Annotated in this window: 16 protein-coding genes; 5 read left to right on the forward strand and 11 right to left on the reverse strand. The window is 60.4% G+C overall.

Features of this window, described 5'->3' with window-relative positions:
- Positions 1 to 4: 4 nt before the first annotated feature.
- The 6 genes from ACZ9HU_RS04260 to ACZ9HU_RS04285 form a co-directional block, all read right to left on the reverse strand.
- Positions 5 to 1,369: a capsular polysaccharide export protein, LipB/KpsS family gene (locus ACZ9HU_RS04260; RefSeq protein WP_476102679.1), complete on the reverse strand. Its 1,365-nt coding sequence runs from the start codon at positions 1,367 to 1,369 to the stop codon at positions 5 to 7.
- Positions 1,369 to 2,250 (reverse strand): 3-deoxy-8-phosphooctulonate synthase, encoded by an 882-nt coding sequence (gene kdsA, locus ACZ9HU_RS04265; protein ID WP_476102681.1) that lies wholly within the window; start codon positions 2,248 to 2,250, stop codon positions 1,369 to 1,371. Before kdsA ends, ACZ9HU_RS04260 begins: the two co-directional genes overlap by 1 nt.
- Before the next feature lie 28 nt (positions 2,251 to 2,278).
- Positions 2,279 to 3,082: a 3-deoxy-manno-octulosonate cytidylyltransferase gene (locus ACZ9HU_RS04270; RefSeq protein ID WP_476102683.1), complete on the reverse strand. Its 804-nt coding sequence runs from the start codon at positions 3,080 to 3,082 to the stop codon at positions 2,279 to 2,281.
- The gene (locus ACZ9HU_RS04275; RefSeq protein ID WP_476102685.1) at positions 3,079 to 4,107 is read right to left on the reverse strand and encodes a KpsF/GutQ family sugar-phosphate isomerase; all 1,029 of its coding nucleotides are present in this window, start codon (positions 4,105 to 4,107) and stop codon (positions 3,079 to 3,081) included. Before ACZ9HU_RS04275 ends, ACZ9HU_RS04270 begins: the two co-directional genes overlap by 4 nt.
- 92 nt (positions 4,108 to 4,199) lie before the next feature.
- Positions 4,200 to 5,015 (reverse strand): class I mannose-6-phosphate isomerase, encoded by an 816-nt coding sequence (locus ACZ9HU_RS04280; RefSeq protein ID WP_476102687.1) that lies wholly within the window; start codon positions 5,013 to 5,015, stop codon positions 4,200 to 4,202.
- A 22-nt stretch (positions 5,016 to 5,037) separates the two neighbouring features.
- Entirely contained in the window at positions 5,038 to 6,075 is a 1,038-nt protein-coding gene (locus tag ACZ9HU_RS04285) for a mannose-1-phosphate guanylyltransferase (protein ID WP_476102689.1), read from the reverse strand.
- 847 nt (positions 6,076 to 6,922) lie between these two features.
- On the opposite strand from ACZ9HU_RS04285, the gene ACZ9HU_RS04290 reads away from it, so the two are divergent.
- Entirely contained in the window at positions 6,923 to 8,167 is a 1,245-nt protein-coding gene (locus ACZ9HU_RS04290; protein WP_476102691.1) for a capsule biosynthesis protein, read from the forward strand.
- Positions 8,168 to 8,193: 26 nt separating this feature from the next.
- Here the strand turns inward: ACZ9HU_RS04290 and ACZ9HU_RS04295 are convergent, their stop codons facing one another.
- The gene (locus tag ACZ9HU_RS04295) at positions 8,194 to 9,309 is read right to left on the reverse strand and encodes a polysaccharide biosynthesis/export family protein (RefSeq protein ID WP_476102693.1); all 1,116 of its coding nucleotides are present in this window, start codon (positions 9,307 to 9,309) and stop codon (positions 8,194 to 8,196) included.
- 162 nt (positions 9,310 to 9,471) lie between these two features.
- Here ACZ9HU_RS04295 and ACZ9HU_RS04300 point away from each other — a divergent pair, with 162 nt between their 5' ends.
- From ACZ9HU_RS04300 to ACZ9HU_RS04315, 4 genes are all read left to right on the forward strand, one after another.
- Entirely contained in the window at positions 9,472 to 10,410 is a 939-nt protein-coding gene (locus tag ACZ9HU_RS04300) for a capsular polysaccharide export protein, LipB/KpsS family (RefSeq protein ID WP_476102695.1), read from the forward strand.
- The gene (locus tag ACZ9HU_RS04305; protein WP_476102697.1) at positions 10,407 to 11,396 is read left to right on the forward strand and encodes a hypothetical protein; all 990 of its coding nucleotides are present in this window, start codon (positions 10,407 to 10,409) and stop codon (positions 11,394 to 11,396) included. The genes ACZ9HU_RS04300 and ACZ9HU_RS04305 overlap by 4 nt, the downstream gene beginning before the upstream one ends.
- Entirely contained in the window at positions 11,390 to 13,159 is a 1,770-nt protein-coding gene (locus ACZ9HU_RS04310; protein WP_476102699.1) for a glycosyltransferase family 2 protein, read from the forward strand. Before ACZ9HU_RS04305 ends, ACZ9HU_RS04310 begins: the two co-directional genes overlap by 7 nt.
- Before the next feature lie 113 nt (positions 13,160 to 13,272).
- Positions 13,273 to 14,280 carry a phytanoyl-CoA dioxygenase family protein gene (locus tag ACZ9HU_RS04315; RefSeq protein ID WP_476102701.1) on the forward strand — a complete coding sequence of 336 codons (1,008 nt, stop codon included), beginning with the start codon at positions 13,273 to 13,275 and terminating at the stop codon, positions 14,278 to 14,280.
- Between the two features lie 102 nt (positions 14,281 to 14,382).
- On the opposite strand, the gene ACZ9HU_RS04320 is transcribed toward ACZ9HU_RS04315, so the two are convergent.
- The 4 genes from ACZ9HU_RS04320 to ACZ9HU_RS04335 are packed head-to-tail and all read right to left on the reverse strand — an operon-like array spanning position 14,383 to position 19,320.
- Positions 14,383 to 15,030 carry an ABC transporter ATP-binding protein gene (locus tag ACZ9HU_RS04320; protein ID WP_476102703.1) on the reverse strand — a complete coding sequence of 216 codons (648 nt, stop codon included), beginning with the start codon at positions 15,028 to 15,030 and terminating at the stop codon, positions 14,383 to 14,385.
- Positions 15,027 to 15,809, reverse strand: coding sequence for an ABC transporter permease (locus tag ACZ9HU_RS04325; RefSeq protein ID WP_476102705.1), 783 nt, complete (start codon positions 15,807 to 15,809; stop codon positions 15,027 to 15,029). Before ACZ9HU_RS04325 ends, ACZ9HU_RS04320 begins: the two co-directional genes overlap by 4 nt.
- Positions 15,810 to 15,812: 3 nt before the next feature.
- Positions 15,813 to 16,931: a KpsE/RkpR family capsule polysaccharide export protein gene (locus ACZ9HU_RS04330; protein WP_476102707.1), complete on the reverse strand. Its 1,119-nt coding sequence runs from the start codon at positions 16,929 to 16,931 to the stop codon at positions 15,813 to 15,815.
- Positions 16,932 to 16,950: 19 nt separating this feature from the next.
- The gene (locus ACZ9HU_RS04335) at positions 16,951 to 19,320 is read right to left on the reverse strand and encodes a rhamnosyltransferase WsaF family glycosyltransferase (protein WP_476102709.1); all 2,370 of its coding nucleotides are present in this window, start codon (positions 19,318 to 19,320) and stop codon (positions 16,951 to 16,953) included.
- Between the last annotated feature and the right edge of the window lie 4 nt (positions 19,321 to 19,324).

A 19,324-nucleotide genomic window follows, 5' to 3' on the forward strand; every position in this document is an offset into this window, starting at 1 on the left:
CCTATCACAACACGCGGCGTCGGCCCAACAGGCGCCGCATTCGCCCCTGCACCATCCGCGCCCAGACCAGCGGCCCTCCGATCCGCGCCTGCCCCTGCGCCATACGCTCGACCAGTATCTCCACCGGGCAAGGCAGGCGCGTGACCGGGTCGAGATAGCGCGGATAGAGGATCAAAGTCGCGGCCACCAGCTCATCAAGACTGCAAACCCGCCCACGACGCGGCAAAGCGGGTGCCAGATCGCGCGTCAGACCCCATCCGGCGTAAAACGGCTGGCCGTGAGTGACGACCTCCACCCCGCGCAACAGGCCCTCAAACCCCGCCAGAGAGGAAATGACGTGCAAACCGTCCACCTGTTCCAGCAGGCTGGCAATCGGCGCCTCTCGCTCGATCCTGTCGGCATAGAGCAGAGCCTCGGCATCGGGGATCGCTCCCTTGCGATGGCCCGCCTCGACATCGGGATGCGGTTTATAGAGGATTTCCGCCTCCGGTTCGATCTCCCTCGCCCGGATCAACAGTGCGCGATTGTCCCGCCCCGCCCCGCCCAGCAGGACCGCGCGATCATCCTCCACCTGTCCCGTCACCAGCACACGGCGGCGGGTTCGCGGCGGCAGGGAAACACCCCCGCCCGCACCATATTTACTCACCCCTTTTGCAATAAGGCTGACACGCAGACGGGCCGCCCGCTCCAAAATGTCCGGCGCAAAACCGCCCCGCGCCAGCATCGCCTCCAGCCCATTTTCGCGCGTCGGATCGATATAGGAACCCGTCGGATCCACGATCACCGAAAGCGGGGGCACGCAATTTGCGCCAAGCCCCGTCGAGCGGATAAAGCCATCCTCCACCTCGCCCAGAACGACCCCGCGCCGGGACAGGTCCTGTGCCAGCCCCCGTCCGCAGCGCGCGACCCACGCCAGCGCGTGATCGCCCGTTTTCACCCCCGCGCCGTCCCGGCGATAGGCCACATCCATCCCATTCCAGAGCAGCGCATCGAGCGTCGCCTTCTTCCACCCGGCAATGCCGAAAATGGCGACAATCCTTCGATTATCCTCGATCATCCGGCGCCATTGCCCCAGCAAACGCGCCGCCGCGACAAAACCCATCGGCGCCCCGGTAAAAGGATCATGCGGAACACCCTGCGCCATAATCGCCTCTGCCCCGTGCCCTTTGCGCAGGGCATCCACCATGGCGCATTCCCCGGCATCTCCCTGCCCCGCCCAAGGGTCATTGTCCGGCGCCCAGAACGCGCCGCCGACGCGTTCCTCAACCAAAGCTTGCGCCACCAGTTGCGGATCCTCCTCCGCCGTGCCGGGGGCCAGCAATGGCCCAGCCCGATGGCGGGGAAAGGGCGGGATGCGCAAAAAAGCCATCAGGCCGCCGGCAATTTCACCGCATCATCAACCGCCTGAATATCGCGCAGGAAAGGCTCCAGATCCGCCAAAGGCAAAGCGCAAGGCCCATCGCATTTGGCCGAGACCGGATCAGGATGCGCCTCCAAAAACAGGCCCGCGATGCCCACGGCCATACCGGCTCGTGCCAAGGCCCCAACCTGCGCGCCGCGACCATCGGCGCTGTCCGCACGCCCTCCGGGGCGTTGCAGCGCGTGAGTCACATCAAAGATCACCGGGGCATATTCCTTCATCTGATCCATGCCCAGCATATCGACGACCAGATTGTTGTAACCAAAACACGTGCCCCGTTCACACAGCAGCACGCGGGCATTCCCGGCTTCTTCGCATTTATTGATGATATGGCGCATTTCATGGGGCGCCAGAAATTGCGGCTTTTTCACGTTGATGACCGCGCCCGTGCTGGCAATCGCCTCGACCAGATCGCTCTGTCGCGCCAGAAAGGCGGGCAGTTGCAGGATGTCGGCCACCTGCGCCACGGCGGCGGCCTGATGCGGTTCATGCACATCGGTCAACACCGGCACGCCGAACACCTTGCGCACCTCCTCCAACAGCGTCAGCCCGCGTTCCAGCCCCGGCCCGCGAAACGAATGCAGCGAGGAACGGTTGGCCTTGTCGAAACTGGCCTTGAAGACAAAGGGGATGCGCAAACGCTGGGTCACACTGACGAAATGGTCCGCCACGCGCAGCAATTGATCGCGATCCTCGATCACATTCATCCCGCCAATCAGCACAAAGGGCCGGTCATTGGCGAACACGATGCTTTCATTCAGACGCAGCTTACCCTCCCCACGCTTGGGAAATTTGGCAGCCAGAGCGGATGTTGTGTTTTCTTGCGACATGGCGTCCACTTTTAACCGATCCAGCCCATCAGTCGATACCGCGATGCGCCAAAATGGCTTCAATTTCGGGCACATCCTGCGGATTGTTCAATTCAATACAATCCCATGACGGTGCCGGATGGCGGCTCACGATGATGGGCGCGGCGCCTTCCAAAAAGCGCAATTGCTCCAGCCCCTCCAACGCCTCCAGCGGCGAGACAGGCTGGGCGGCGTACCAGCGCAGCGCGTCGGGCCGATAGGCGTAAAGGCCCAGATGCAGCAGCACCGTCTCATGCGGCGCGGCATGATCGGCGGGAATGAAGGGCAGCAATCGCTTGGAAAAATAGATCGCCCGCCCGTCCTGTGCCGCCACCACCGTGGTGCCCCCTACGCGCCCCGCCGCCGCATCACGCGCCAGATGGGCATAGGTGCCCGCATTGGTGTGCAGCGCCGCCGTGGCCATCGCGGCATCGGGACGGCTGGCCAAAACATTGACCAGATCGGGGATCAATTCCGCAGGCGTCAAAGGCGCATCCCCCTGAAGGTTGACCACCACATCGACCGGGGGCAATTGCCCCATAGCCTGCGCACAGCGTTCCGTTCCGTTGCGGCAATCGGAAGTGGTCATCACCACCTGCGCCCCAAAATCACGCGCAACATTGGCAATGCGCGCATCATCTGTCGCCACCCAAACGCCGATCAGCCCCGGCGCCCGCACCGTCATGGCCGCGCGCCAGCTTCTTTCGATCAAAGGCCGCGCCCGGCCATCGGCCCCGCGCAGCATCGCCAAAGGTTTCCCCGGATAGCGGGTGGATTCGTAACGGGCCGGAATGACAATCGCAAAGCGGGTCACGCGCCTTCCCCTCCACCTTGCCCCAAACCCATGCGCAACAGGTCATGCATATGGACGATCCCGATGGGAACTGCCCCGGCCTTGTCCAGCGGATCGACCACAAAGGCCGCGGTAATCTGCGCTTCATTCATAAAGCGCAGCGCATCGACCGCCACCATGTCGCCATACAGCGATCGCGGCTGGCGCGTCATGACATCGCCCGCCGTTGCTTCGGATAATTTATGAAAATGGCGCCGCAAATCGCCGTCCGAAATGACGCCCACCAATCGCTGCCCATCATCCACCACGCCGACAAGACCAAACCGATGGTCGGAAATCACCGGCACGACATCGCGCATCGCCGCATCGGGCCGTACCAAGGGCAGCTGCGCCCCCTCCATTACCTCGCTCACCGGGGTCAGGCGTGAACCGATTGCGCCACCAGGGTGCAGCGCCCTGATCTCTCGCCGGTTGATCCCGCGCTCCTCCATCACGCACAGCGCCAGCGCATCGCCCAGAGCCAGTTGCATCACAGTCGAGGTTGTAGGGGCAAAACTGTCCTCACACGCCTCTGGCAAGTCGGGCAGGAGCAGCAGGATATCGGCCATTTCGCCCACCATGGATTGTGCGCGGGCCACCATCCCGATGATCAACACACCCAATTCACGCGCGCGGCGCATGACGGGCGCCAATTCCCCGGTATTGCCCGAATTGGACAGAACCAGCAGGACATCTCCCGCCATCATCATGCCCAAATCGCCATGCGACGCCTCGGCCGGATGGAGGAACAGGGCGGGCGTGCCGGTCGCCGAAAAAGAGGCCGCAATCTTACGTCCAATATGGCCCGATTTTCCCATGCCCGATACGACCAATCGCCGACGCGCATGGGCAATCAACAGGCAGGCCCGGCAAAATTCATCATCCAACCCATCGGCAAGATGGCGCAGAGCCTCAGCCTCCTTGGCAATGATGGCGCGCCCGCGATCCTGGGGCGACGCATCCTTGGGCGGCCTGACAAAATTACGCGGGAATACAGTATCGTTCATGTGGTCCGGCAACCCTTCGGGTGGCGCCTTCGCCGTCAAACAGGGACGAAAGCAAGGCGGGCCAACCGCCCTTCAGACCTACACGTTTACGCTTACAGAGCCTTGGCGACGAGCCAAAGAGCATCGCTTTCCCAGCTAATCTCCTCCAATCCGGCCGCTTTGGCGCAAGCCCCGGCCGGCACTTCCTGCCCGCGGACCATGACCAGTCCCTTCATCGGGACCACAACCAGCGGGCCTTCGGGATAGCGTTCCAGCAATTCCGGATCGGCCACCCCGTTGATCCGGTCCAGTCGGAAATACGGCCCGTCGACCAAAGGCACAGTGCCGGTAGCAGGCAAATGCTTGTGCCAGCGCGTCAGGTCATAGACCTCACCGCGCGACACCGCGAGCCCAGCGTCGAGATGCAATTCACGCGGGCGGCCATAATCGAACAGGCGATAGGTGATGTCGCTGTTCTGCTGAATCTCGATGACGCCCACGCCCGCGCCGATGGCATGCACCGTATTGGCCGGGATGTAGAAAAAGTCGCCCGGCCGAACCTTGTGCCAGACCAGCATATCCTCGATCCGGCCATCCAGCGCGGCGGCGCGCAAGGTATCGGTATCCACCGATTCGTGAAAGCCGATGCCAAGGCGCGCATCTTCCTGGGCCGAAATGACCAGCCAGCATTCCTCCTTGCCCTGACGGCCAATGCCCTGGGCAAGGGTTTGGGTGTCGCTGGGGTGAACCTGAACCGACAATTTGTCGTTGGCAAAAATGTATTTCACCAGCAATTCAGGAATTTCAGAAGGCGGCTCGAACCAGATCTCGCCAATGCGCAAGCCTTCGGGCGCGACAAAGGGTTGCGGCAAAACATCGCAACCCCAAGGCTTTTCCACCTGCCGGATCGGCAGCAGAACCTCGCTCAAACCCGCCTCCATATTCGCACTGTTATTGATTGGCCGCACCGAAAAGCTTGCCAACCTTCTGTACGCCAGGAACGCTGGTGATCATTACATCGTTGCCATCGACCACAACCATGACCTCCTCAAGCCCGATCACCGAAACCTTGGGCCCGTCGCTTTCCACCAGAACGTTGCGGCAGCCGACAAGTTCCGCATTGCCGACGACACAATTGCCGGCCTCATCCTTTTCGCGCGCTTCCCACAAAGCGTGCCAGTTACCGATGTCCGACCACGCCATGTTGGCCGGAACGACGGCAGCGCGTTCCGTCTTTTCCATCACCGCATAATCGATGGAATCGCTTTCTACGGCATTGAAAATGGCCGCGTCAGGATAGAAACGCTGGCCATCCACCACGCCCTTGGCCACCGCATCGCGTACGCCTTCAAGGATCGCAGGACGAAACTGGCCCAGCTCCTTGAGGAAATTGCCGGCACGCATGGCAAAAATCCCGCCGTTCCACGAATAGGAACCATCGGCAAGAAATTCCATGGCCCGCTCGATATTCGGCTTTTCAACGAAACGGTCGACCTTGAACCCATCGGCGCCAATCGGTTCGCCACGCTTTACATAGCCAAAGCCGGTTTCGGGCGCCGTGGCGGTAATGCCAAACGCCACCAGCCAACCTTCTTCGGCCAGGCGGCCAGCAGCCTGCGCGGCAGACACGAAGCCCGCCGGATCACCAATATGGTGATCGCTGGGACATACCAGCATGATCGCATCCTCGTCCATTGACAGCGCAGCCAGCGCGATCGCCGCCGCCGTATTGCGCGCCGAAGGTTCGACCATGATCCGGGCGTCGGGCGCCTCGCCCAACTGACTTTCGACATGGCCCAGATGTTTGGAGCCAGTAACAATCATCGGCGCATCGAATACGGTACGGTCATTTGCACGGGAAATACCTTGCTCAAACAAGGTCTTGTCCCCAACAAGCGGCAGAAACGGCTTGGGCTTCACCGCCCTGCTGCGCGGCCACAGGCGAGTCCCGCTACCACCGCACAGGATAACCGGCGTAATCTTCTGCATGCTGCCCCTTCACCACTATAACCTAGATAACCTGCTGGGTGAGTGCCACACGATCGCAAGCAAATCCACCGATATTGTGCACAAGGAAGGCTTATCGCATTTCACCTGACCGCCCATCGATTAACAAGCCTGCGCAATAATTTACAGCGGGTACGACCATTAGCAATGGATGATCCGTTGCATTTCGCAGCGCAGTTTCAGGATTCGTCGCGAGGTTACATTACATAGGGCAATACTAATATTACTTCCATCTTTCCACCTCGCCCAAAGGCGCAATGTCATTTTGCGCAACACCCCATGCGCGCATGGTAAAAATTACCCAATTTTTCGCGTCGTATTACCGTTAATTATTTAAGAATTCTCATCAAAACATTTAATCATGACGGTTCCCTCACTCAGTCACGAAGGCCCATCTTGCGTTCGATGCAACGGCAAACCAACCTGCCGCAGTCTTACCGATACAGGCGTTTTTCAACGCGCAACGAACCATATCGTCCAACTTTCGTCATAGGCTGCCTGCACAATCCTCAAGCGCTTTCCCCCCATAACATTTCACGCCCACGTCTGTCCGCCGCCGCCATCTCCATTTGCCATTCACGCCGATTCGGAGGTGTTGGGGATGAGCAACTTTGACCGTCCATGCTAGGGCTGATCCATAGGCACAGAGTCGCAGAATTCAGCCATCGGTGGGGACATGCAACACCCGTATCAAAACCAAGGCCAAGATGAGGCGACGCGGGATCCGCCCCTTTTTCGCAATGTTGAGCCGCCCTTTATCGGTGCGCATGAAACAGGCGCAGCCAGCGCAAAGGTTGACCAGCAACGGTTGCATGAGCGAAATCGACAGATGGCGCGGATCTCGATTCCCGCGACCCGCCGCTTCCTGTTTTTGCAGGGCCCGCCCGGCCCCTTCTTTTACCAATTGGCGCAAGCGCTGGCCCGGCGCGGGCACGAGGTGCGACGCATCCACTTGAACGGTGGGGATGAACATGATTGGCCCAGCCCCATATCCGATCGTTCGGGCGTCCACCCCGCAATTTGTTATCGCGGCACCCTTGGGCGGTGGCCCTTGTTCATCGACCGGTATCTGCGGCATTCAAACATCACCGATTTGGTCCTTTTCGGGGATTGCCGCCCCATGCACATGGCCGCCCACCAAATGGCCCGCCTGTCGGGCGTTCGCATCCACGTTTTTGAAGAAGGCTATATCCGCCCGAACTGGCTAACGCTGGAACGGGACGGTGTGAATGGCCACTCCCCACTGCCCCGCCGTCCAGAGGATATTCTGGCCGCGGCGCGCGGCTTGCCCAAGCCCCCCAACCTGCCCCCCATTGGCGCCTCTATGCGACGACGCGTACGCGACACATGGGGCTATTTCGGCCATATGGTGCTGGGCCAAATAGGGCTGCGCTATCCCTTCTATTCCTCGCACCGGCCCGGCTCCATCGTCATGGAGGGGCTGCGCTGGGGCGCAAAATATCTGACGCGTGGGGCACAGGCGGCCAAAGCAGAGGCGGCGCTCAAAGTGATTGAGGGGCGCAGCTATTTCCTGTTCCCGCTGCAACTTTCATCGGATTATCAGATCCGCGTCCACTCGCCCTTTTCTTCGATGAAGCAGGCCGCCGACTATGTGCTGGCCAGCTTTGCCGCCCACGCCCCGGCCGACGCCAGTTTGGTGATCAAGGAACACCCCCTTGATTCCACATTGGGTGGATGGGGGCGCTATGTCCGCGATCGGGCACGGGAACTGGGCCTTGGGGATCGGTTGATCCATCTGGCGGGCGGCGATCTCAACACACTGGCGCGCGGCAGCCGGGGGATCGTGGTGGTAAATTCAACCTCGGCCACATTTGCGCTGGCGGGCGGGATTCCGGTCAAGGCGCTGGGCTGTGCCGTCTATGCGATCCCCGGCATCACCGACCAACGTCCGCTGGCGCAATTCTGGGACGCGCCTATGCCGCCTGACCCGGTTTTATATGACGCCTTTTGCCGCGTATTGCATCGGCACTGTCTGGTGCGCGGCGGGTTGGCCAGTGAATCGGCCACGCAAATTTTGGTGGCCAACGCGGCGGATCGGTTGCTGGCGGATTAGAGGGCGGAATTGGCCGCCCCCGCCCGCTATTTGATCACGCCCGTATTCACCAAGGTTCCCTGAACCGCGACAATCGGGCTGAACAACTGGCTGACCAGTTGGATCAGCTTACTGGGCTGATTGGCCGCGGCATTGCCGATATACAGAACATCCTTGTCCCGCATGGCAAAGCGCTGGGCCAGAAACACGCTGCCCGGATTCATCATGTTGATGTGATAGACGGTGGGCCCATCATTGCCTTCAAACCGGAACACAAAGACCGCCTTGGCATCACCCAGATTGGGGTTTGGCCCGCCCGCCGCCGATAATGCCTCGGCCAGGCTGACCGCAGGGGCGGAAAAGGGCAATTGTTCAACCCGGCCCGCCGCGCCAAGCACGGCAAAGGTCTGCGGCTTCTTGACCACCTCGATCCGATCACCGGGGCGGATGCGCCAATCGCGCGCCGCGCCCTGCATCGCGTCGGCCAGACGGAATTCCTGCGCCGCGCCGCCACGTGTCACCTGTACGGCCAGATCCTTTGCCTCGCCCCGATAGCCCCCGGACAGGGCGATGACTTCGGGCAATGTCTCGCGGTTGCTGGTCAAAATCAGCCGCCCCGGCCGCGCCACTTCGCCGCCAAGGATCACGCTGTTGGTCACCGATTGAGTGATGCCCACCACCACCTGCGGATTTTGCGACAAGCCCCTCAACGCCGCGCGGATTGCGCCGGCCAATTGCGTCGACGTCAGACCTTGCGCCTGAACCCGTCCGGCAAAGGGGACAAAAATCCCACCTTTGTCATCCACCCGCGTCACAGGCAGCCTTTCAACCTGCGCCGCGCCATTGGACGCTGTGGCGGTCGCGCCGACGGGGCGCGTGCTGGCAAACAGGCTGACGCCTGCCTCATAAATCTGGATATCCAGCAGGTCGCCCGGACCGATCATATCGGTGGGCGGCGGCGCGCCATCATCACCCCGCACGCCCGACAAAACCGGAGCAACCGGCAAAGCGGCCAGAGAATCCACCGCAACGATGCGAAAACCCGGTCCGTCCGGTGCCTTTGTCACCTGATTTCCGGTCGGCCCGCTGACCGGCAGGCTGGCACAGGCGCAGAGCATCATGGGCAAGGCCATGGCGATTTGTCTGAACCCGATTTTGCGCATGCTGCTCCTGCTCCCAATGGCGCGCGGACCGATCCGCGGCACAATTGGCGCATACCATCGGCGCCCCCGCCATCGCACGGACAGTTAGCGCCATATAAGGTGCATTACGGATCAATCCTGAATACTCATCATACCTGAACGCGCCTAATCAGGATCAAACAGATGCTGATTGAGAGCAAGCCCATGGCCATCACCACCAATCGCGCGATTGGCCGCATTCCGCATATTGATGCCTTTCTGAACGAACACCCCCGCGCCATGGTCGGGTGGGGGCGTAAAGCGTCGGGACGGCGTGCGGTGGCGGCGGCGCGGTGGATGCGACGCCCTTTCGTCTTGCTCGAAGATGGGTTTTTGCGCTCAATCCAACGTCATGACCCGCCCTTGTCGCTGATCCTCGATGATCGGGGGTGTTATTATGACGCCACAACGTCCAGCAGGATCGAGACAGCCATCGCCCACGGCGCGTCACAGGATGAGGCAATCCGCGCCCGTGCCATTATGACGCTGTGGCAGGAAAGCGGCCTGTCGAAATATAACCATGCCCGCGATTACGCCGGTGATCTGCCTGAACGCTATGTTCTGGTGGCGGATCAGTGCCATGGCGATCTGTCGGTGACGATGGGCATGGCGGACGCGGCCAGTTTTACCGCCATGCTGGAGGCTGCGCTGATCGAATGGCCCGACCACCGCGTGCTGGTCAAAGTGCATCCCGACGTGCTGACCCATCGCAAATCGGGATGGCTTTCGGCGCAGGCATGGCGTCATCCACGAATCCAGCTGATCGCCGATGGTTGCCATCCGGTACGACTGATCCGAAACGCAAGTGCGGTGTATTGCGTCACCTCGCTGATCGGGTTTGAGGCGCTGCTGCATGGGCGGCCGGTTCGCTGTTTCGGCATGCCCTTTTATGCCGGATGGGGCCTGACACAGGACGCTCTGCCCCCGCCGGATCGACGCGGGACGGCAAGGGTCGAGGATTTGGCCCATGCGGCCCTTGTCACATGCTCCCGCTATGTCGATCCGCGCGGCGGGACGATTTGGACGGTCGAGGATGCTCTGATTCATGCCCGTTCCGAACGTGAAAATTGGCTGGCATCATGACGCGCCTGCCCACCACCGATCTCTATTTCATGAACACGATGGCGCCGTGGGTCCGCCCGCGCTTTGGCCTGAGAAAGAAGCCCATCCGAGCCATCGGGGCCAATGCCTTTATCGCGGGCGAATGGTTCGTGCTGGTGCGCCGCGACACGCCGCAATTGATGCGCGAGGCTTTGGCCTGGCGCGGCAAATTGGCCTATGTGATCGATGATGATGTGGCGGCCGGCATGCAATGCCCGCTGCTGCCCACTCCATACCGGATGAAACTGGCCGAATTTGACCGTCAATTTCATCGCGATCTGTTGGCGCGGGCCGATGTCATTCTGGCCGCGTCGGACGCCTTGGCACAAAGCCTGGCGCGCAATCACACCCTTGGCGGGCCGATAAAACGTATCGATCCGGTCTGGCGTCAACCTTTCGCCGATACTGCGCATTTTGCCGCAGTTGAACGCGGCGCCCCTTTACGCATCGTGCAATTGGGCAGCGCCAGCCATCGCGAGACGTTAAGGGCCATTGCCCCCATCATGCGGGATATTCTGGAGCGGGATGATCGCATCACCTATACTTATTTTTCGCCGCAGCGGATCGATGAGCGTCTGGAGCAGCATAGCCGCGCCCGCCGGATCGAACCGATGACATGGCGGGAATATCAACGCTGGATCGGGCGCAACAGGTTCCATCTGGCGCTTTATCCCTTGGCGCAAACCGCCTTTGACCGCGCCCGCTCGGCCAGCAAATTGACCGAGCACGCGATTTTGGGGGCCGCAGGTATCTATGCCGAAGGATGGCATCCGGCCCGGATATGCAAGGGCACCTTGCTGGCCCCCGACAGACCAGAAGAATGGGGCGAAATGATAAGCCAAGCGATAAGTCAACGCCATGAATTGCAATTAGTCGCCGAAACTTTTAACAATTCTCAAGCTTGCGTCCAACCTTGTGCAGTGCAACAAGGGTTGTGGAAAGGGATATTGTCCATAGAGCAATGCTGAATTTTTACAGACTCTTGTTCTACACGGCTCTACGCCGCCCGAAACTTGCTGCAGAAGCGCTCTATTGGCGCCTGACCGGCAAGAAGGCGCGTGCGCGGAATCGGTTGCGGGCCTGTATCGAACAAGGCCCTGATGCCTATCGCAACTGGATCATCCTGATCGAGCAGCGGGCGCAAAGCGTGGCCAAGGCGGCGCAGGATTGGCCCGAATGGCCGCACCGCCCGCGCATTTCGGTGGTCCTTTATCACGCTCCGGGCGAAACCGCCGCCGATATCGAACGTCGGCTCGCCTCGTTGGAGGCGCAGGTCTATGGCGAATGGGAACTGGTTCTGGCCCAATCGCGTGAGGCGATGCCGATACGGACGCCGGCGGTGCCGCGCCTGGCGCTGTTGCCCGGACGCACCGACAATCCGGCCAAGGCTTTGATGCAGGGCATCGAATGCGCAACCGGCGACTATGTCCTGCCGCTTGGTGCCGGTACGTCCTTGGCCCCTGATGCGCTTTATCATTTTGCAAAGGCCGTGTTGGCGCAACCGGACGCAACGGTCTTTTACGGCGACGAAGATCGCATCAACCGCAAGGGCGTGCGCAGCCACCCCTGGTTCAAGCCACGCTGGAACCCTGACCTGTTTCTGGCCCATGATTATCTGTCATCGGCCTGTATGATCCGGCGCGATGCGGCGCTGGCGCAATCGCCGATCCATCCTGCGCTGACGGCGGCGGGCATTTACGCCCTGCTGATGGGCCTGACCAAGGATGATGGCGTGGTGCATGTGCCGCGCGTCCTTGCCCATCGCATGATCACCCCACAGAACGACGGAGACGCTTTGGCCGCAAGGGCGGCGGCGGTCGCGCATGTCGTGTCGCGTCAGGGGGCATCGACCCGGATCGGTCCGCATGGCACGGTGGCGGTGGACTGGCCCCTGCCCGAAACGCGGCCTATGGTTTCGATCATCATCCCGACCCGCGATCAGGTTCGGCTTTTGCGCAAATGCGTGACCGGCGTGCTGAACGCGACCCGATATCGCAACATCGAAATCCTGATCATCGACAATGGCAGCGTCGAGGGCGAGACTTTGGATTATTTCGCCCGCGTATCGGGCAATCCGCGTGTGCGGGTGATCCGCCACGATGCGCCTTTCAATTGGTCGGTGCTCAACAATATTGGCGCGCGCGAGGCGCGGGGCGACTATCTGTGCCTGCTCAACAATGATATTGAGATCACGGATGAAAACTGGCTGTCGGCCATGGTGCGACAGGCGGTGCGGCCCGGTGTCGGGGCGGTGGGCGCGAAATTGCTCTATCCCGATGGCACGATCCAGCATGCCGGGGTCGTGATTGGTCTGGGACAGGCGGCAGGCCATGCCCACCGGTTTCAAAAAGACAGCGATCCGGGCTATTTCCTGCGCGCCCATGTGCCCCATCGCGTGTCGGCCGTCACGGGCGCGTGCCTGTTGGTCGGCAAGGAACAATTCTGGGAAGTGGGCGGGTTGGACGAAAGCGGCTTTGCCGTGGCGTTCAATGACGTTGACCTGTGCATGAAATTACAGGCGGCGGGCTATCACAATATCTATGAACCGCGCGCGACGTTGATCCATCATGAAAGCAAGAGCCGGGCGCGGGACACACACCCGACCCAGATTGAACGCTATCGCCGTGAATTGGCCCTGTTGCAGGAACGCTGGGGCACGGCATCCTATATCGATCCGCTGCACCATCCCGCGCTGGACCCGACATCGGAAACCTATCGCATCGCGTTGTAGGTCGCCCGATTGGGGGTACAGCCAGTTCGGGAACGGACCTATCTGGCGTTGAACTATCAGGCCATTCCCATAGCCTCTGATGCAAATAAAACCTGGTTTGCAGAGGCTGTATAATGGCTTTACTTGAAGACAATGTGATCAATGCCCCGTCGCATGTTTCGCCGGCAATGCAAAAATTGCTCGACGAAACAGCAGAGGTCGTGCGGCCGACCCCGCCGGGTATGGATGACCGCGTTGGCAATTATATTATCCGGCTCTCGCACCTTGACGCCTATAATTTCTCGACGCCGCCCACTTATGACGAATTGGCGCAACAAATCCGTGGCAATCCGGTGTATGATCCGTTTCTGCCTCCGCTGGACCGGATCAATGTGCACGAACCCTCGTTGACCGAAGATCAGAAATTCTGGCGCGACAACGGCTATATCATCTTTCGCAACGGCATCGATCCCGATGTCGTTGATCGCTATATGGCCGCTCGTCAGGATATGGGGCTGGAAAATCGCGGATGGCCCAATAACCACCCCTTTTCCGACCATCGCGCGGTGCGCGATCTGGTGCTGTTCAAGCCCATGATGCAGCGGATTCAGCAGACCATCGGCTATCGCATCGGGGTCCACTTCAATCTGTCCGGTTTTACCAGCACGGACCGCGGATGGCATCAGGATGATTACATGTACGCGCGCACCGTCATGGCGTCGGGCGTGGCCGCATGGATCGCGTTGGATGATGTCACCACGGATATGGGGCCGTTTGAATTCGTGCCCGGATCGCACAAATGGGCATGGATGCGCAAATGGCTGGTTACGCCGCACCTGAAACAGGAAGTGCTGGATAATCCGGAAGGCAAATGGGAATTTTGGGCCCACTATGCCGAAAAATATGTGAACCCGGCCGTCGCCCGCAAAATCAATGAAATGGGCGCCGAACGCCGGGTTTTCATGGCCAAGAAGGGCGATGTCCTGTTCTGGCATGGCGGATTGCTGCATCGCGGGCTGCCGCCGATCCATCCGGGCTATCCGCGCCCCTCGATGATCGCGCATTACCTTGATCCGCGCCGTCACGATTGCGGCGGCAATCTGCGGATCAGCGAAAGCGGGGAATTCTATTACTCGTTCTGAATTCGCCTGACGGGGGCGATAGAAGGTCCGATTGGTGCAGGCCAGTCGGACCTTTTTCGTATCCCATGAAAACGCCGACAATCCGCCCGGAAGGCATAGAGCCTAAAGCTGGGAATAGATGCCCAGCGCTTCATCAACATCGTGATAGATGCGCCCTTGGCCACCGTGCAGCACAAGCGCACGATCACAATATTCTCGGATGGTATCAGAGCTGTGAGAGGCCAGCACCAAGGCGCGATCCGCCCGTTTGACGAAAAGCTCGTCATGGCATTTGCGTTGAAAATTCTGATCACCAACCAGAATAACTTCGTCGATCAAATAACAGTCAAATTCGATGGCCAAGCTCAGCGCAAAGGCAAGGCGGGCCTTCATCCCCGATGAATAAGTCTTGACCGGCATGGTCAGCTGGCGCCCAAGCTCGGTAAAATCCTCAATAAATTCGCGAATATCGCGATATTCCTGTCCATAGATGCGGGCAATGAAGCGGGCATTGTCATAGCCGGTCAGGCTGCCCTGAAACCCGCCGCCAAAGCCCAGTGGCCAGGACACGGTCATCTTGCGCGCAATGCGCCCTGACGTCGGCATTTCCACGCCGCCCAGCAATTTGATCAGCGTGGTTTTACCCGTCCCATTGCGCCCCAGAACCCCCACCTTCTCACCCCGGCCGATGTTCAGATCCAGCCCGCGCAGAACATGTTTGGTCCCATGGCCCAAAGGATAATCCTTATAGAGGCGATCACAGGTAATCATTCGACCACCATTTTGCGACGAAGGCGACGGCACAACATCAAACCCACCATCATGGTCGGCAGGCAAACGGCCAAAGGATAGGTCCAGTCGAAATGCGGAAAGACCGCATCGCCAAACACGCCATAGCGCATCATTTCCATGCCATGCACCGGGGGCGCCCACAAAACGGCCTGTCCGACATGGGGTTCCAACCATTCAACCATGAAAAAAGCGCCGGAAAACGGCACCATCAGATAGGTCGTCACGGGCATGAATTTTTCCAGCACATCCGACATTTCCGACAGAGGCGCGACAACCAGCGCGACCGAAAGCGTAAACAGGGCATAATAGAACCAGCCCATCAGCAAATAGCCCAGATCAGCGGGCACCGGGAATTGCCCCAGCGCGAAAAGCACCGTGCCAATGAACATATAGGCCATCATGTGCCCGATCATTTCGACCAGAAACCGGACAAGGATCAGGTCGAGAATCTTGATCTGGCGGTGATACATCAGGCTGGAATTGGCGGTAAAACTGCCGACCGCCCGGCTGACCGTGCTGCGGAACATCACCAGCGGCAAATAGCCCGAGGCGACGAAGGCGATGATGTTGATGCCATGCTCCTGCGGCCCCTTTTCAAAGCGCCAGAGCAGGCCGACCAGCACCGCAAAGAGCAGAGGTTCGGCCATGACCCAGAGAAAGCCGATGTTTTCCCGCCCAAACCGGGTGGTCAATTCGCGGATGATCAACGCCTGGATCACCCGCGTCTGAATGCGCCAACCCTGTGCCAATGAGGCCATGGATCAATCCTCCGGCGCGTGTTCAAGGATGCCGACGACAAACATCCACGCCACGAAATAGAAGCACAGCGTCGCGCCCAGCACCGTCAGGATGATCTTGAGCCGATGGGGCAGCGCCGGTTCGTCGGGCCGCGCGGGATCCACCACACGTTCAAGGTAATATTGCTGGCGCAAGGTTTCGCCGCGCGCCAATTCCAGCGCGGCATTGGCCGCGTTCAGGTTCTGGGCGGCAAAGGCCTGCTCCTGCTCCAACCGTTCATAGCCCGCCATTTTGGACGCAATGCCGGTTGATGTCCCGACCACGCGCCCATTCTGACCTGCAATGGCGCGGCCAATCGCGGCGATCTTTTCCTGCATCGCGGGGATGGCCGGATTGCGGGGCGTGGCCTCGCGGATTTGGTCCAATTGCGCCTGCGCGGCGGCCTGTTCCGCAATCAGGCGGTTGGCGACTTCCAAGGCACCCTGCGCCTGACGCGCCGGATCGATCAAGGCCTCGTGGTTGCGATAGGCGCCCAGCGCCAGCCGCGCTTTCTGCACCCGCGCCTCGGCCTGCGCCACCCGCCGTTCGGCCTCGGCCACCTGTTTGCCCTCCGCCCTCTCGTTCAGGACATTGACCAGATCCTCGCCCAGCCCCAGCAATCGCTCGTTCAGGGTAAAGGCATCCTCGCCCCGAAAGGCCTTCACCTTCAACACCACCAAACCCGTTTCATGGTCCAACCCGACATCGACCATTTTCGAATAGTAGCGGAACAGGCGTTCCTGCCCCTTATCCTGCATCACGCCGGGATAGCGCGACAGCGCGTCCACATCGGGCCGGGCAAACATCGCCTCCACCGCCCCGCCCTTGTTCACCGCCGCCAGCGCCGAGCGTGATCGGATATAGTCCATCACCTCATTGGCCTGCTCCTGCCCGCCCGACAGGCCGGTGGTCTGGATCAGGTTGGCCAGTGTGGAAACCTGCGCCGATTTTTGCGCGGGCGCCTTGATGACAAACCGGCTTTCCGAAACATAGATGTCGGACGCGAACAATCCCTCATAGGCCGCCGTGGCCAGCGTGGGCAGCAGCACCATCGGCACGATCCAGCGCTGGCGCCGGAGCCAGGGGGCAGATAGGATTTTCAAATCACGTCTCCTGCGCGGCTTACGACCACTTGGCCCGCCATTGCTCGACCAGATCGAACTGGCCGCGATAACGCCCGCAAACCGAGGCGCGGTTCAGCACCTGTTGATGGGCCAGAACATCGGGCGCGATGCCCGGAACGGCGGCGTCGCGTTGGTTGAGATAGTCCACGCTGGCCCGCACCGCATCGGGCGTCGTTTCAAAGCGATAGTTGAAATAGCGCAGCCAGAAATCGCCCTCGATCCGCGACACCTTATCCTGCCCTGCCTCGGTCATATTGTGCGAATGGATGACAAAGGCATCATCGGCATAGGCCTTTTGATAGCCCTGCTTGATGATCTCCCACGCCCAGACCTGATCCTCACCCCACGGAATATCGGGATAGGGTATCTTGTCCCAGACACAGCGGCGCATGGCCGAATTGTTGTCGGAATAATAATGCAGCCATTGCTGCCATTGCAGGCTGCCCCATTCCATGCCCGGTGGAGTCACGCCCCATTGCGCGACATGGGGCAGATTGTTGAAATGGGCGAAATGGCCATCCTGACCATTGCGCACAAATGCCGTCGCCTCGGGATAGGTCAGGTGCCCGCCGAACACGCCCGCCACCTGATCGCCCTTGTCAAAGGCCTGGATCATATTGGCCAGCCAATTGGGATTGGCGGGCGTGGCATCCTGGGTCAACACCGCCACAAATTCGGCATTGGTCAGCGAAATGGCCAGATTGCGCGTCCGCCCATGCGAAAATTCGCTGTTGGGGATCTGATGCAAGCGCACCCCCCGGTCGGCAAAGTCGCGGATAATGTCCAGCGTATTGTCGGTTGAACCGCTGTCCACCACCATCACGTCAAAGGCCCAATCGGTCTTCTGATCGACCAGAGCCTGAAGCACGCCGCGAAACAGATCGCCGCCATTCCATGTCGGAATGATGACGGCGGCCTTATGCTGATACTGCGCCGTGGTGAACAATTCGCGCGGCGTCACCGGCTCATTGCTCTGGCTCAGCCCCTCGATCAGGCCAGCCTCCAGCGCCCGCGCGCTCTTTTCCCAACTCAACCCCGCGACATAGGCCGCGCCGCCACGGCGCAATCGCTCGCGCTCCTCCGCACTTTCGATCACGCGTTGCAACACATCGGCCATCTCATGCGGCGTGGGCGGGGCAAAGGCGACCGATCCTTCCGGAAACACCGCCCGCGTGCTTTCCGCGTCCAATTCGACGACGGGCAAACCGCAAGCCATCATCTCCATCGGGATCAGCGAGTAATTGCTGGCCGAAAACACCATGCCAATGTCGGTCGAACGATAAAGGTCGCCCAATTGCGCCGGGCTGAGCAAGCCATGGTTGACATGTTCATAGGGTGGCGGCGCGCCCAGATCATCCTGACCAAACAGATCGACCCGGAACCGCACCCCGCGATCATGCAGGATCAGCAGCGCCTCCCGGCCCAATTCCACCGCGCGGCGCGGCGTGGATGCGCGGGCGTAAAAGGCGATCCGCACCGGGTCATGATCCACCCGCGGCCCTTCGCCACGGTAATAATACAGCGGATCATAGGCCAATTCCCATGCCCGCGTCCAAAGGCCATATTTCCCTTCGCACACCGATTTCAGCCAGGCGCCCGCACAGACAACCTTGAACCCCATGCGATAGGTCATGTCCGCCACATAGGTGAACGTGCCATGCGTGTGGAACAGCGCCTCATAATCTTGAACCAGATAGAAGCGTTCCTTCATCATGGTCATTTGCGAGGCCGGGAACGTCGTCCACATATCCGTGGCAATCACCAGATCGCCCGAAATCCCCTCTACCTCGTCGGGAAGGAAACGGACGATCACGCGGTCAATCGGTTGATACCACGCGCGAATATGCTCCCATGCCTGCCGCTCGCTCTGGCTGACGCTGGGGTTCTGGATCCAGATCGTCTGGCGATGGCCGAATGTTTCCAGATAGCGGACCATGCGAAAGATCGACATATGTCCGCCCCCGCCGGGGCCAAAATCGGGCACGATCCAATGAATGTTCAGCGAGGTCGGGTTGAAGCTGCGCGTCAGGGGTTGCAAATCCTGCGGCCGGTTTCGAGCAATGGCCGCCGTATTATGCACCCATCGGTTGGGCCGATCGGGGTGGATGGGCAAATCATTCCACCCCAGATCCACCTTGCCCTTTGCCCTTACCGGCTGGGCCGGTCGCGCCGCCACCGTATCGGCCAAACCGCCCGCCGGCCCCGGTTTGCGCCCCAATCGGCGCCCGATCCAAAGGTAATGTTCGGCCGGGTCCATGCCCGACATGGCAACATCGGCATATTGATTGGCGTACCACGCCGCATCAAAAATACCGGATTGGTGCAATTGTCCGATGTCATCGGCGGGAACGCGTGTTTCCAATCCCATGTCC

It is taken from the genome of Novosphingobium sp. Sphag1I, from assembly GCF_056279125.1.

Bases quoted from the DNA above. Each gene is read 5' to 3' on its own strand.
- ACZ9HU_RS04260 (WP_476102679.1), bottom strand. From the start codon at position 1,369: ATGGCTTTTTTGCGCATCCCGCCCTTTCCCCGCCATCGGGCTGGGCCA.
- kdsA (WP_476102681.1), bottom strand. From the start codon at position 2,250: ATGTCGCAAGAAAACACAACATCCGCTCTGGCTGCCAAATTTCCCAAG.
- ACZ9HU_RS04275 (WP_476102685.1), bottom strand. From the start codon at position 4,107: ATGAACGATACTGTATTCCCGCGTAATTTTGTCAGGCCGCCCAAGGAT.
- ACZ9HU_RS04285 (WP_476102689.1), bottom strand. From the start codon at position 6,075: ATGCAGAAGATTACGCCGGTTATCCTGTGCGGTGGTAGCGGGACTCGC.
- ACZ9HU_RS04290 (WP_476102691.1), top strand. From the start codon at position 6,923: ATGGCGCGGATCTCGATTCCCGCGACCCGCCGCTTCCTGTTTTTGCAG.
- ACZ9HU_RS04295 (WP_476102693.1), bottom strand. From the start codon at position 9,309: ATGCGCAAAATCGGGTTCAGACAAATCGCCATGGCCTTGCCCATGATG.
- ACZ9HU_RS04300 (WP_476102695.1), top strand. From the start codon at position 9,472: ATGCTGATTGAGAGCAAGCCCATGGCCATCACCACCAATCGCGCGATT.
- ACZ9HU_RS04305 (WP_476102697.1), top strand. From the start codon at position 10,407: ATGACGCGCCTGCCCACCACCGATCTCTATTTCATGAACACGATGGCG.
- ACZ9HU_RS04310 (WP_476102699.1), top strand. From the start codon at position 11,390: ATGCTGAATTTTTACAGACTCTTGTTCTACACGGCTCTACGCCGCCCG.
- ACZ9HU_RS04315 (WP_476102701.1), top strand. From the start codon at position 13,273: ATGGCTTTACTTGAAGACAATGTGATCAATGCCCCGTCGCATGTTTCG.
- ACZ9HU_RS04320 (WP_476102703.1), bottom strand. From the start codon at position 15,030: ATGATTACCTGTGATCGCCTCTATAAGGATTATCCTTTGGGCCATGGG.
- ACZ9HU_RS04325 (WP_476102705.1), bottom strand. From the start codon at position 15,809: ATGGCCTCATTGGCACAGGGTTGGCGCATTCAGACGCGGGTGATCCAG.
- ACZ9HU_RS04335 (WP_476102709.1), bottom strand. From the start codon at position 19,320: ATGGGATTGGAAACACGCGTTCCCGCCGATGACATCGGACAATTGCAC.